The sequence below is a fragment of the Pseudomonas sp. PSE1(2024) genome, assembly GCF_050990555.1.
Classification (GTDB): Bacteria; Pseudomonadota; Gammaproteobacteria; order Pseudomonadales; family Pseudomonadaceae; genus Aquipseudomonas; species Aquipseudomonas aphyarum.
This window is the reverse complement of record NZ_CP158967.1, coordinates 2,217,292-2,231,095: the sequence shown is the minus strand read 5'-3', so window position 1 is coordinate 2,231,095 and position 13,804 is coordinate 2,217,292. Positions and strand designations below refer to the sequence as shown.

The following is a 13,804-nucleotide window of genomic DNA, read 5'->3' as shown; positions in this document are numbered from 1 at the left end:
TTTTGTTTACCGCTGAATGCCGACTCAGGCCAGATGCGAAAGCATTTCGCTCGCTTCGCTCTTCTGCTTGTCGTTCCCCTCGCTGATGACTTCATTGAGGATGTCGCGCGCGCCGTCGTTGTCGCCCATGTCGATGTAGGCCTGAGCCAGATCGAGCTTGGTTGCGGCTTCGTCGGTCCCGGACAGGAAGTCGAAGTCATCCTCACCCAGATCATCACCCAGCGCGGCATCAGCTTCGGTGAAGCTTGGCTCGTTGATGCTGCTCGACAGACGATCCAGCTCGGCGTTGACGTCGTCCAGTTCAGCGGCGAACGCATCCGGCTCGGCAGGCGCCGCGTCCATTTCGTCAGCCAGGGACAGGTCGAAATCGGCTGGCAGCTCCAGATCGTCCTGCGGCACGTCGGCCACGGTTGGGGTTTCGACCAGCGGCAGATCCTTCACGCCCTCGTCCAGATCCAGCAGGAAGTCATCGTCTGCCAACTCGACCGGCGCAGGCGCCGGATCGGCGCCGAGGTCCAGATCCAGGTCGAAGTCCGACAGGTCGTCGAGGTTTTCCTTGATGTCGGTCTGCTGTTGCAGCACCGACTCGAAGCTCAGGTCGTCGTCAGTCGGGAACGCGTCCAGCTCGACCGGCGCTTCCGGCTCGACAGCCGCCACAGGCTCAACCGGCGTGATGTTGTCGAGATCGTCGAGGCTCAGGTCGAAAGCGCTGTCCAGTTCGTCATCTGCCGCAACAGGAGCCTCAGGCTCGTCGAGCAACAGCTCCTTGACGTAATCCTCGTCCAGCTCGGCGGCAATCGCCGCTGCCGCCAGACCGCTGGCCGCAACGACCGCCATGGCCGGGAAGCGGCTTTTCAGCTCTTCGACCTTGGCGAAGTTGTCGCCATTGGCAACCAGTTGACGCTCCTGACCGACGAAGGCATCGCGATCACCCTGGCGACCGTAGACTTCCATCAGCTTCAGACGCAGATCGCTGCGCTGCGGCTCCAGGCTCACGCCCTCCTCCAGCAACGCGGCGGCTTGATTCAGACGACCGCCATCGATGTGCGACTGCGCCTTGTCCAGCACGTCGTCGGAACGCTCGGCGGCAGGTGCCACCAGCGGCGCGGCGATCGGCTCGGCCATCACGACTGGAGCAACTACAGCAGCAGCGGCGGCAGGCGCCGGAGCCGGGGCCGGAGCCGGGGCCGGGGCCGGGGTCAGCTTGACGCTGGCGGCTGGCACTTCCAGACCTTCAAAGCTGCTTTCCGGCAGATCGAGGTCCTGGGAGAAGGATTGCTCCTCCAGCGCACGGGCCATGCGCAGGTGTTTTTCGGCTTCCTGTTGCGCCTTGCGGCGACGGGCCAGCAGCAACAGCAGGAGCAGCAGGACCACTGCGCCGCCACCGACCAGACCCAGCAGGATCGGATTGGTCAGCAGTTCGTTGAAGGTTTTCTCGTCATCGGCGGCGGACGTCGTTTCAACCACAGGCTCGACAACCGGCTCGACCGGTGCCGGAGCAGCAGCCTCAGGCGCAGGTGCGGCCGGGGCCGCCTCTGCCGGAGTAGCCGGCGGCGTGGCCGCCAGTTCCGCGGTGATCGCCGGCACTACTGGCGCAGTCGCGGTGGCTGGAGCAGCGCCCGAACCTTCGGCCTGCATTTTCGCCAGTTGATTGTTCTTCAGCTCGATCAGGCGTTGCAGCTTGTCCAGCTGACTTTGCAGATCGGCCATGCGGCTTTTCAGTTCTTCGTTGTCACGACGGGTGGTGTCGAGACTTTCCTGAGTGACCGCCAGCTTGTTGCTCAGGGCCTTGGCATCGCCGGCCGGGCCCTTGCCACGCGCCTTGGCGCTTTCGGCGGACACCAGGCTCAGGTTGTCCTTGGCGTTTTGCGCAGCAGCGGTATTGGCGCGACCACGATTGGTCGCATCGAGTTGCTGCTGACCGGTGCCCGGCTTGGCCACATAACGACGGCCCTGACGCCAGGCTTCGTTCTGCGCCGCCACTTCGGCAATCGCCTTGGACTGCGGCAGTGCGGTGCTTTGCACCTGATCCGGAAGACGCAGCACCTGACCGGTTTTCAGGCGGTTGATGTTGCCGCCGATGAACGCGTCCGGGTTCAAAGCCTGGATCGCCAGCATGGTCTGCTGCACCGAACCGCCAGTGCGCGCCTTGGCGGCGATTTCCCACAGGGTGTCGCGCGGCGTGGTGGTGTGGGTCGAATGCGTGGCGCCGGTGGTCGGCGCGGTGATGGTTTGCGCTGGCGCTGGTTGAGCGGCGGCGTCAGCGGTCTGCGGCGAGAACTTCGACGGATCCAGCAGCACGCTGTAATCACGCAGCAGACGGCCGTTCGGCCACATCACCTGCACGAGGAATTTCACCATCGGTTCCGACAGCGGCTTGCTCGACGTTACGCGCAGCACGCTTTTGCCGCTGGCGTTGAGCACCGGGGTGAAAGTCAGATCATTGAGGAAGGCCTGGCGATCGACGCCGGCCTTGGCGAAATCTTCGGGCGAGGCCAGGCTCGGCACCACTTCGGCAGCGGTCAGATCCTTGACATCGAGCAGCTCGATTTCCGCCACCAGCGGCTGGTTCAGGGTCGACTTCAGGGTCAGCTCCCCGAGCCCGAGGGCATGCGCCATACCGGAGGACAGCGCCGAGGCGGCCGCTATTGCTAACACCAGTTTGCGAACTTGAACCATAGCCTCTTCCTTTGTTTGAACGTTCCTCGGCCAGCGAGAAGATATTGATTGTCGCTGCCGTAAGGCATTGCGCGCGACGACGACAGCATGCCGCGCGCGATCATTTCTTTGATGCCCCGGAAAGTCCCGGAGGGTGACACGTCATCGAGTGCTCCGGCCAAGCATAGCGCTCGCCTAGAATCAGTCGACAAATTGTTGCCAAGTATCTTTTACAGCAGGTCTTTTATCAACAACTCGGCAACCTGCACGGCGTTGAGGGCCGCACCTTTGCGTACGTTATCTGACGTCAGCCACAGATTAAGTTCCGACGGTTCGTCGACACCGGCACGCACGCGCCCGACGTAGACCACGTCCTGCCCCACCGCGTCACCGACGGCGGTTGGATAATCGCCGGCCTCGACCAGCTCGATACCCTCGGCCTCTTCAAGCGCAGCATTGACCTTTTCCAGGTCGACCGCGCTCGCTGACTGCAAGGTCACGCTAAAGCTATCGCCAAAAAACACCGGGGCTTGAACGCAAGTTGCGGAAATCTTTAATAAAGGCTTGGCCAGCACCTGACGCAGCTCGCGAACCAGACGTTTTTCCAGCAGCGTATGGCCCTGCGCGTCCGGCGTACCAACCTGAGCCAGCAGGTTGAAAGCCATCTGCCGGTCGAAGAAAGTCGGCTCCAGCGGACGCATGTTCAGCAGTTCGGCGGTCTGGCGCGCCAGCTCGGTCACGGCTTCGCGGCCTTGGGCGGAAACCGCCAGATTGGCGGTGACATGCACGTATTGCAGCTCGATCAGATCGAGCAGCGGCGCCAGCACCACAGCCAACGTAGTAGTCGACGGGCTCGGGCTGCTGACCTGGAACGGTACTTTCAAACCGGCCAGCACATCGGCATTGGCTTCCGGCACCACTTGCGGCGCCTGATCCGCCGGCAAGGCGCCAGACAAATCAACCAGCGAGCAACCTGCCGCATGCGCACGGGCGGCGTAACTCAAAGTGATGGCAGGGCCGGCGGCAAAGAACGCAAGCTTGACCTTGCTGAAATCGAACTCGTCGACTTCGCGCACGCGCACGTTCTTGTTGCGAAACAGCACCGAGCTGCCCGCGGATTCGCTGCTGGCCAGCAGGTGCAACGTGCCGACCGGGAAATCGCGCTCTTCGAGAATCTGCACGAGGGTTTCGCCGACAGTACCGGTGGCGCCGATCACGGCAATATCAAGGGTCTGGGTCATGTTGCTACCTCTGGCGAAACGGGGGGAGCGGCACTTTACCGGGTGAGTCGCACACAGGCAATTCGCGCCCGCCACGAAGAGCGGACGCGGAGCGTCCATGGCTGCATTCCCACGCAGAGCGTGGGAACGATCAACAGGTACAAAAAAACCCGCGCCTCTTGCAAGGCGCGGGTTCTTTCATTGCATCAAGCGATCAACGCTCAAGCAGTATCCGCAGCATGCGGCGCAGCGGTTCGGCCGCGCCCCACAGCAGTTGGTCGCCGACGGTGAAAGCACCGACGAACTGCGAACCCATGTTCAGCTTGCGCAGACGACCGACCGGTACGTTCAGGGTGCCGGTGACTTTCGTCGGGCTCAGCTCCTGCATGCTGATTTCGCGCTGGTTAGGCACCAGTTTGACCCAAGGGTTGTGCTGGCTGATCAGCCCTTCGATGTCGGCGATCGGCACGTCTTTGTTCAGCTTGATGGTCAGCGCCTGGCTGTGGCAACGCATGGCGCCGATGCGCACGCAGATGCCGTCGACCGGGATCGGGCTCTTGAAGCGACCGAGGATCTTGTTGGTCTCGGCCTGGGCCTTCCACTCTTCACGGCTCTGGCCGTTCGGCAGCTCCTTGTCGATCCACGGGATCAGGCTGCCGGCCAGCGGTACGCCGAAGTTTTCGGTCGGGTACGCGTCGCTGCGCATGGCGTCGGCCACACGACGGTCGATGTCGAGGATCGCGCTGGCAGGATCAGCCAGTTGATCGGCGACAGCGGCGTGGGTCGCACCCATCTGCTTGATCAGTTCACGCATGTTCTGCGCGCCGGCACCGGAGGCCGCCTGATAGGTCATGGCGCTCATCCACTCCACCAGACCGGCCTCGAACAGACCGCCCAGGCCCATCAGCATCAGGCTGACGGTGCAGTTGCCGCCGATGTAGTTCTTGGTGCCCGCGTCGAGCTGCTGGTCGATGACCTTGCGGTTGACCGGATCGAGGATGATGACGGCGTCGTCGTTCATCCGCAGGCTCGAGGCCGCGTCGATCCAGTAACCCTGCCAGCCGGCTTCGCGCAGCTTCGGGAACACTTCGCTGGTGTAGTCGCCGCCCTGGCAGGTCAGGATCACGTCGAGGGTCTTCAGCTCTTCAATGCTGTAAGCGTCCTTGAGCGGAGCAATGTCCTTGCCCACGGACGGGCCTTGGCCACCGACATTGGAAGTGGTGAAAAACACCGGCTCGATAAGATCGAAATCCTGCTCTTCCAGCATCCGCTGCATGAGCACGGAACCGACCATGCCGCGCCAACCGATCAGACCTACACGTTTCATCGCAACTACACCTTCTTGAAAAGTGGGCCGCTGCTTTGTATTGAATTTCGCAGCGGGCCCGAGAGATTACAGATTCCGCAGCGCGGCGACTACTGCGTCACCCATTTCCTGCGTACCGACTTTAGTGCAACCGGTCGAAAAGATGTCGCCGGTGCGCAGACCTTGATCCAGCACCACGCTGACCGCTTTCTCGATGGCATCCGCCGCTTGGTGCAGATTGAAGCTGTAACGCAGCATCATCGACACCGACAGAATGGTCGCCAGCGGGTTGGCGATGCCTTTGCCGGCGATGTCCGGCGCCGAACCGTGGCAAGGCTCGTACATGCCCTTGTTGTTGGCGTCCAGCGAGGCCGACGGCAGCATGCCGATGGAACCGGTGAGCATCGACGCTTCGTCGGACAGGATGTCGCCGAACATGTTGTCGGTGACGATCACGTCGAACTGCTTCGGCGCACGCACCAGTTGCATGGCGGCGTTGTCGACGTACATGTGGCTCAGTTCGACGTCCGGGTAATCCTTGGCGACCTGCTCGACCACTTCACGCCACAGTTGGCTGGACGCCAGCACGTTGGCCTTGTCCACCGAGCACAGCTTCTTGCCACGCACGCGGGCCATGTCGAAACCGACACGGGCGATACGGCGGATTTCGCTTTCGCTGTACGGCAGCGTGTCGTAGGACTGGCGCTCGCCGTTTTCCAGAGTACGGGTGCCGCGCGGCGCGCCGAAGTAGATGCCGCCGGTCAGCTCACGGACGATCAGGATGTCCAGGCCGGCAACGATTTCCGGCTTCAGGCTCGAAGCGTCGGCCAGTTGCGGATACAGGATCGCCGGACGCAGGTTGCCGAACAGGCCCAGTTGTGCACGGATTTTCAGCAGGCCGCGCTCAGGGCGGATGTCACGCTCGATGGTGTCCCATTTCGGGCCGCCCACGGCGCCCAGCAGCACAGCGTCGGCCGCGCGGGCACGGTCGAGGGTTTCGTCGGCCAGCGGCACGCCGTGTTTGTCGATGGCCGCGCCACCGATCACGTCATGGCTCAGCTCGAAGCCCAGGCTGTACTTGTCGCTGGCCAGTTCCAGCACCTTGACCGCTTCGGCCATGATTTCCGGACCAATACCGTCGCCTGGGAGAATCAGAATCTGCTTGCTCATGCTTTCCTCGTGTCTTCAGTCGGTGCGCCATCGACTGGCGCGCCCGGAAAAATACTTATCGTTTCAGGATTACTTTTCAGCCCAGAGCACCAGTACATCTGTACTGAACGAACCATCGGCCTCAATCTCAAAATATTCGCGTACTTCGTTGCCCATCGACTGCTGCAACTGGCGGATCGCGGCGCGCATCACTTCGGGTGTGCGCATGCGCTCGACCCAGCTGTTGTACTCCAGACGCAGGCGCTGACGCGTGGTGCTGCGGGTATGCAGACCGGCTTCGCTGACCTGGCGCAACCACTCACCGGCCGAATAATCGCGTACATGACTGGTGTCGCGCAGCACTTCGACGCTCTGCAAATAGGTGTCGAACAGCGGACTGCCCGGCGACAGCACATCGATGAACGCCGCCACGCCGCCCGGTTTCAGCACCCGACGCACTTCGCGCAAGGCCACACCGAGATCGCTCCAATGGTGCGCCGAATAACGGCTGAACACGAAGTCGAACTCACCATCGGCAAACGGCAGGCGCTCGGCGGCACCGTTGACCGTGGACACGTTGCTCAAGCCGCGATCAACCGCAGCGGCGGCGACCACGTCGAGCATCTGCTGCGACAGGTCGTACGCCACCACTTCTTTCACCAACGGGGCAACGTGAAAACTCACGTGCCCGGCGCCGCAACCCAGATCCAGCACCCGCGCCTCGCCCTGCCCCGCCAATTCAGCCTGCAGCAGCGCAAATTCAGTGCCTTGAGCGTGAACGGCGCTGCTCAGGTAGGCGGCGGCCTGTTCACCGAATTGCTTTTGTACAACCTGACTGTGGGCGGTGCTGGTCATGGTCACATCCTGATAGCTGTGTTGTTTGAACTGCCCCTTTCGCGAGCAAGCTCGCTCCCACAGGGGAATGCATTTCAAATGTGGGAGCGAGCTTGCTCGCGAAGGGGCCAGCCCTGACTACATCAATCTCACGCGTCGCGGAACAACCATGGCTGGCTCGCGCGATGCTTGGCTTCGAACGCGGCAATCGCATCGCCGTCCTGCAAGGTCAGGCCGATATCGTCCAGACCGTTGAGCAGGCAATGCTTGCGGAACGCGTCGATCTCGAAGCGGTAGACCTTGCCGTTCGGGCTGGTCACGGTCTGCTCGTGCAGATCGATCTGCAACTGATAGCCCGGCGCGGCCTCGACTTGCTTGAACAGTTCGTCGACTTCAGCATCGCTCAAGATGATCGGCAGCAAACCGTTCTTGAAGCTGTTGTTGAAGAAAATGTCGGCATAGCTCGGCGCGATGATGCTGCGGAAACCGTATTCTTCCAGCGCCCACGGCGCGTGCTCACGGCTGGAGCCGCAACCGAAGTTCTCGCGGGCCAGCAACACGCTGGCGCCCTGATAACGCTCGGCGTTGAGCACGAATTCCTTGTTCAGCGGACGCTTGGAGTTGTCCTGATACGGCTGACCCACATCGAGGTAACGCCACTCGTCGAACAGGTTCGGGCCGAAACCGGTGCGCTTGATCGACTTCAGAAACTGCTTCGGAATGATCTGGTCGGTGTCGACGTTGGCACGATCCAGAGGCGCGACGAGACCAGTGTGCTGGGTAAAAGCTTTCATGCTGCGCTCCTTTAGATCAATTCACGAACGTCGATGAAACGACCGTTCACCGCCGCCGCAGCGGCCATGGCCGGGCTGACGAGGTGGGTACGGCCACCGGCGCCCTGACGGCCTTCGAAGTTACGGTTGGACGTCGAGGCGCAATGCTCGCCGGACTCCAAACGGTCCGGGTTCATCGCCAGGCACATCGAGCAACCCGGCTCGCGCCATTCGAAACCGGCCTCGAGGAAAATCTTGTCCAGACCTTCGGCCTCGGCCTGAGCCTTCACCAGACCCGAGCCCGGCACCACAATGGCCTGCTTGATGGTCGACGCAACCTTGCGGCCCTTGGCGATCACCGCCGCAGCACGCAAGTCTTCAATACGCGAGTTGGTGCAGGAACCGATGAATACGCGGTCGAGCTGAATGTCGGTGATCGCCTGATTGGCGGTCAAACCCATGTATTTCAAGGCGCGGACGATCGAGTCGCGCTTGACCAGATCCATCTCTTTGGCCGGGTCCGGCACGTTCTGATCAACGGCCAGCACCATTTCCGGCGAAGTGCCCCAGCTGACTTGCGGCTTGATCTGCGCGGCATCGAGCTCGACCACGGTGTCGAAGTGCGCGTCGGCGTCGGACACCAGGTCTTTCCAGGACTCGACAGCCAAATCCCACTCGGCGCCTTTCGGTGCGAACGGACGACCGTTGACGTAATCCACAGTCTTCTGGTCCGCCGCCACCAGGCCCACGCGGGCGCCGGCTTCGATGGACATGTTGCAGATGGTCATGCGGCCTTCGATCGACAAATCGCGAATCGCGCTGCCGGCGAACTCGATGGCATGGCCGTTACCGCCGGCGGTGCCGATCTTGCCGATCACCGCGAGGACGATGTCCTTGGCGGTCACACCGAACGGCAACTGGCCTTCGACGCGCACCAGCATGTTCTTCATTTTCTTGGCGACCAGGCACTGGGTGGCGAGCACGTGCTCGACCTCGGAAGTGCCGATACCGTGAGCCAAGGCGCCGAACGCGCCGTGGGTCGAGGTGTGCGAGTCGCCGCAGACCACGGTCATGCCCGGCAAGGTCGCGCCCTGCTCCGGGCTGATCACGTGAACGATGCCCTGACGCACGTCGTTCATCTTGAATTCGACGATGCCGTATTCATCGCAGTTGTCGTCGAGGGTCTGAACCTGCAAACGCGAGACCTGGTCGGCAATGGCTTCGATGCCGCCCTTGCGCTCCGGGGTGGTCGGTACGTTGTGGTCCGGGGTGGCGATGTTGGCATCGATGCGCCACGGCTTGCGCCCGGCCAGACGCAGACCTTCGAAGGCTTGCGGCGAGGTCACTTCGTGGATGATGTGACGATCGATATAGATCAGCGCCGAGCCATCGTCGCGCTGCTTGACCAAATGCGAATCCCAGAGCTTGTCGTAGAGCGTTTTGCCGGCCATCAGACGGTTCCTCATCAGCTTGTTTCTATGCCCTGGGCTTATCAATAACCCTTTGGCTTGTGAGGCCGATCCTATGGGGTTAGATTAAATAACTCAAATTCATATTTTTTATGCTTTGGATAACCAACTGGAATACAAACATGGACCTGGCCAACCTCAATGCTTTTATCGCGATTGCCGAGACCGGAAGCTTCTCCGGCGCCGGTGAACGGCTGCACCTGACGCAACCGGCGATCAGCAAACGTATCGCCGGGCTGGAGCAGCAATTGAATGTGCGGTTGTTCGACCGGCTCGGTCGTGAAGTGGGCCTGACCGAGGCCGGCCGGGCCCTGCTGCCACGGGCTTATCAGATTCTCAACGTCCTCGACGACACGCGCCGCGCCCTGACCAACCTGACCGGCGAAGTCACCGGTCGCCTGACCCTGGCCACCAGTCACCACATCGGCCTGCACCGCTTACCGCCATTATTGAGGGAATACACTCGCCGCTACCCACAGGTGGCGCTGGATATTCAGTTCCTCGACTCGGAAGTGGCCTACGAGGAAATCCTCCATGGCCGCGCAGAGCTGGCGGTCATCACCCTGGCGCCGGAGCCGCATACGCTGGTCAAGGCCAAGCCGGTCTGGGACGACCCGCTGGATTTCGTGGTCGCCCCGGAACATTCATTGATCAGCAATGGCGCCGTCACATTGGCGGACATTGCCGGCCATCCGGCGGTTTTCCCCGGCGGCAACACCTTTACCCACCATATTGTCCAACGGCTGTTCGAGGCTCAGGGCCTGACGCCGAACATCGCCATGAGCACCAACTACCTGGAAACCATCAAGATGATGGTGTCGATCGGCCTGGCCTGGAGCGTTTTGCCGCGCACGATGCTCGATGAACAGGTGGCGCGCATACCTTTACCGGGCATACAGCTCAGTCGCCAGCTAGGCTATATCCTGCACACTGAAAGGACGCTGTCGAATGCTGCACGGGCGTTTATGGCCCTGCTGGACGCTCAAATCGATCTGCCAGGGACTCTCGGCTAACTTGTGCTACTCCTATAGAGCTGCCGTCCCTGTGCCAAACGCCCACATCAGCTCAAGGCTTCTCGACAATGCCGAAATCTGTTGACCGTATTCCGCCGATGCCGCGTATTCAGGCCATTGATCCACGGCGTTCCGAGCAGAGCTGGGAGAGCGCGCCGCAATTGCTCGCGGCGCTCAACGGCGCCCGCCTCGGCGCCTGGTATTGGGACATAGAGCGCGGGCAGATCAGCTGGTCGCGCGGCACTCAGGCCTTGTTCGGCTTCGACCCGCGGCAACCGCTGCCCGAAGACCTGGAATACCTCGACCTGCTGCCGCCGGAAGACCGGGCGAAAACCATCCGCGCCTTTCACGCCGTGATTGCCGGCGCGCCGCTGGAACAGGCGATGCACCACCGCATCCGCTGGCCCGACGGCAGCCTGCACTGGCTGGAAATCAACGGCAGCCTGCTGCCGGACAAACACGGCCGGCCCCGAATGATCGGGGTGATCCGCGAAATCACCCACCAGCGGCAACGGGAACAGGCCCTCAGCAGCTCCGAAAAACGTTTCGCCACGCTGTTCCACCTGTGCCCGAACATGGTGCTGCTGACCCGTCAGGAAGACGGCCTGATCAGCGAGGCCAACCAGTATTTCGAAAGCCTGTTTGGCTGGCCGGTGCAGAGCGCCATCGGTCGCACCACCCTGGAACTGGGCCTGTGGGTGCATCCCGAGCAACGGGCGGAGCTGGTCAAGAAGACCAAGGCCAAGGGCGAACTGATCAGCATGGAGGTGCAGTTCCGCGCCAGCAACGGCCAGATCCACGACGGCATCCTCAGTGCGCAAAAGGTCGAACTCGAAGGCCAGCCGTACCTGCTCAGCACCTTTCTCGACACCACCGAGCGCAAAGCCGCCGAACATGCCCTGAAAGACAGTCAGGAACGCCTCGACCTGGCGCTGGATTCGGCGCAGCTCGGCACCTGGGACTGGCACATTCCCAGCGGCATGCTGTACGGCTCGGCCCGCGCTGCGCAATTGCACGGCCTGGAGCCAAAACCGTTTCATGAATCGTTCGAAGAGTTTTTCGAGGGCGTCCCCGGCGAAGAGCGCGACAGCATGCGCGACGCCTATCGCAGCCTGCGCGAGGGCCCGGCCGGCAATTATCAGCTGACTTACCGCGTACAACTGCCGGACGGCAGCTCACGCTATCTGGAAAGCCGCGCCCGCCTCTATCGCGACGACAACGGCGTACCGTTGCGGATGGCCGGCACCCTGCTGGACATCACCGATCAGGTTGAACGCGAGCAACGGCTGGTGGCTTCGGAAGAAAAATTCGCCACGCTGTTCCAGGTCAGCCCCGACCCGATCTGTGTCACGCGCCAGGAAACCGGGGAATTCATCGAGATCAACTCCAGTTTTTCCCAGACCTTCGGCTGGAGCGCCAGCGATGTGATCGGCCACACCGCCGAAGAAATCGGCTTGTGGGACGCCTCGGCGAAAAGCCTGCAACGCATCGAACGGGTGATCCGCGAACAGGGCCTGAGCAATGTCGCGATCATCGTCCAGCACAAGGACGGCCAGTCGCTGACCTGCGTGATTTCCAGCCGGCAGATTAGCGTCGGCAACCAGCCGTGCATCGTCACCACGTTGCGCGACATTACCCAGCAACAGCGCTCCGAAGCGGCGCTCAAGGCCAGTGAAGAGAAATTCGCCAAGGCGTTTCACTCCAGCCCCGACGCGATCACCATCACCGAGCGCGACACCGGGCGTTATCTGGAGGTCAACGACGGTTTCTGCCGCCTCACCGGCTATCGCGCCGACGAAGTGGTGGGCAAAACCGTGTATCAGGTCGGCATCTGGGCCGAGGAAAAACAGCGTTCGGCACTGCTCGCCGAGCTACAGATCAAGGGCCGCGTGCACCATCAGGAAATGCTCGGGCGCAACAAACGCGGCGAGATCCTGACGGTGGAAGTCTCGGTCGAACCGATCACCCTCAACGAAACCGCGTGCCTGTTGCTCACAGCCCGGGACGTCAGCCTGCTGAAGAACGCCGAAGCGCAGATCCGCCATCTGGCCTATCACGACCCACTGACCAACCTGCCCAACCGCGCGCTGTTGATGGATCGCCTGAGCCAACAGATCGCCCTGCTCAAGCGCCACAACCTTCGCGGGGCGCTGCTGTTTCTCGATCTGGACCACTTCAAACACATCAACGACTCGCTGGGTCACCCGGTCGGCGACACGGTGCTGAAAATCATCACCGCGCGGCTTGAAGCCAGCGTGCGCATGGAAGACACCGTGGCGCGGCTCGGCGGCGATGAATTCGTGGTATTGCTCAGCGGTCTGGAAGGCACCCGCAATGAAGTCAGCGCCCAGGTGCGCGAGCTGGCCGACACCATTCGCGAACTGCTGTCGGAGCCGATGTTCCTCGACGGTCAGCGCCTGCAAGTGACACCGAGTATCGGCGTGGCGCTGATTCCCGATCACGGCTCGACCCCGACCGACCTGCTCAAACGCGCCGACATTGCGCTGTACCGCGCCAAGGATTCCGGGCGCAACACCACGCAGATGTATCACAACACCATGCAGAAAGCGGCCAGCGAACGGCTGCGCATGGAGACCGACCTGCGCCTGGCGCTGTCCCGGGGCGAATTCGACGTGCACTATCAACCGCAGATCGACGCTCAGGACAATCGCATCATCGGCGCCGAAGCCCTGGTGCGCTGGAATCACCCGGAACTCGGCGCGCAATCGCCCACCGAATTCATCAAGGTGCTGGAGGACAGCGGACTGATTCTGGAGGTCGGCACCTGGATCCTCGATGAGGCGTGCGAAGCCTTCAAGCAGTTGATTGCCGAAAAGCTGATTGATCCTCTGGCCTTCAGCCTGTGCGTCAACATCAGCCCTCGGCAGTTCCGCCAGAACGACTTCGTCGAGCGCATCGAGCGCAGCATGAGCAGCCACGGCCTGCCCTGCTCCTTGCTGAAACTGGAGATCACCGAAGGCATCGTCATCCAGAATCTGGAAGACACCATCAGCAAGATGCGCCGCCTGAAAAAACTCGGCGTGAGTTTTGCCATGGACGATTTCGGCACCGGTTATTCATCGCTGACCTATTTAAAACGATTGCCGGTGGACACGCTGAAGATCGATCAGTCGTTCATCCGCGACGCCACCACCGACCCCAACGACGCCGAAATCATCCGCGCCATCGTCGCCATGGCCCGCAGTCTGGAACTGGAAGTGATCGCCGAAGGCGTGGAAACCCCGGAGCAACTGGAGTTCCTGCAAGGGCTGGGTTGCCATTTGTATCAGGGCTATCTGCACAGTCGGCCGGTTGCGTTGGAGGTGTTAAAAGGTTTGCTTGAATGACGGGCACAAAAAAGGGCGCCTTTCGGCGCCCTTCT

General features: G+C 61.8%; 9 protein-coding genes. 2 read left to right on the top strand and 7 right to left on the bottom strand.

The genetic code is table 11. The annotated features are described in order from the left end of the window. Positions 1 to 24: 24 nt before the first annotated feature. From ABTV87_RS09955 to leuC, 7 genes are all read right to left on the bottom strand, one after another. Positions 25 to 2,679: a FimV/HubP family polar landmark protein gene (locus tag ABTV87_RS09955; RefSeq protein WP_433899368.1), complete on the bottom strand. Its 2,655-nt coding sequence runs from the start codon at positions 2,677 to 2,679 to the stop codon at positions 25 to 27. Positions 2,680 to 2,888: 209 nt separating this feature from the next. Further along, positions 2,889 to 3,899 carry an aspartate-semialdehyde dehydrogenase gene (locus ABTV87_RS09950; RefSeq protein WP_433899367.1) on the bottom strand — a complete coding sequence of 337 codons (1,011 nt, stop codon included), beginning with the start codon at positions 3,897 to 3,899 and terminating at the stop codon, positions 2,889 to 2,891. 193 nt (positions 3,900 to 4,092) lie between these two features. Continuing rightward, complete coding sequence (asd, locus tag ABTV87_RS09945) at positions 4,093 to 5,205, bottom strand: aspartate-semialdehyde dehydrogenase (RefSeq protein WP_085607866.1); 1,113 nt, start codon at positions 5,203 to 5,205, stop codon at positions 4,093 to 4,095. 66 nt (positions 5,206 to 5,271) lie between these two features. Continuing rightward, a complete protein-coding gene (gene leuB, locus ABTV87_RS09940; RefSeq protein ID WP_433899366.1) occupies positions 5,272 to 6,354 on the bottom strand; it encodes a 3-isopropylmalate dehydrogenase in 1,083 nt (360 codons plus the stop codon). A 69-nt stretch (positions 6,355 to 6,423) separates the two neighbouring features. Then, on the bottom strand, positions 6,424 to 7,188 hold the full coding sequence (locus tag ABTV87_RS09935; protein ID WP_007956447.1) for a class I SAM-dependent methyltransferase: 765 nt from the start codon (positions 7,186 to 7,188) through the stop codon (positions 6,424 to 6,426). Positions 7,189 to 7,316: 128 nt separating this feature from the next. Then, positions 7,317 to 7,961 (bottom strand): 3-isopropylmalate dehydratase small subunit, encoded by a 645-nt coding sequence (gene leuD / locus ABTV87_RS09930; RefSeq protein ID WP_007956446.1) that lies wholly within the window; start codon positions 7,959 to 7,961, stop codon positions 7,317 to 7,319. A gap of 11 nt (positions 7,962 to 7,972) precedes the next feature. Next, positions 7,973 to 9,391 (bottom strand): 3-isopropylmalate dehydratase large subunit, encoded by a 1,419-nt coding sequence (gene leuC, locus ABTV87_RS09925; protein ID WP_007956445.1) that lies wholly within the window; start codon positions 9,389 to 9,391, stop codon positions 7,973 to 7,975. A 140-nt stretch (positions 9,392 to 9,531) separates the two neighbouring features. Between leuC and ABTV87_RS09920 the strand changes: the two genes are divergently transcribed. Together ABTV87_RS09920 and ABTV87_RS09915 are read left to right on the top strand one after the other, a co-directional pair. After that, positions 9,532 to 10,422, top strand: a complete 891-nt coding sequence (locus ABTV87_RS09920) for a LysR family transcriptional regulator (RefSeq protein WP_433899365.1) — start codon at positions 9,532 to 9,534, stop codon at positions 10,420 to 10,422. A 68-nt stretch (positions 10,423 to 10,490) separates the two neighbouring features. Beyond that, positions 10,491 to 13,769: a bifunctional diguanylate cyclase/phosphodiesterase gene (locus ABTV87_RS09915; RefSeq protein ID WP_085607870.1), complete on the top strand. Its 3,279-nt coding sequence runs from the start codon at positions 10,491 to 10,493 to the stop codon at positions 13,767 to 13,769. The last annotated feature ends 35 nt before the right edge of the window (positions 13,770 to 13,804 follow it).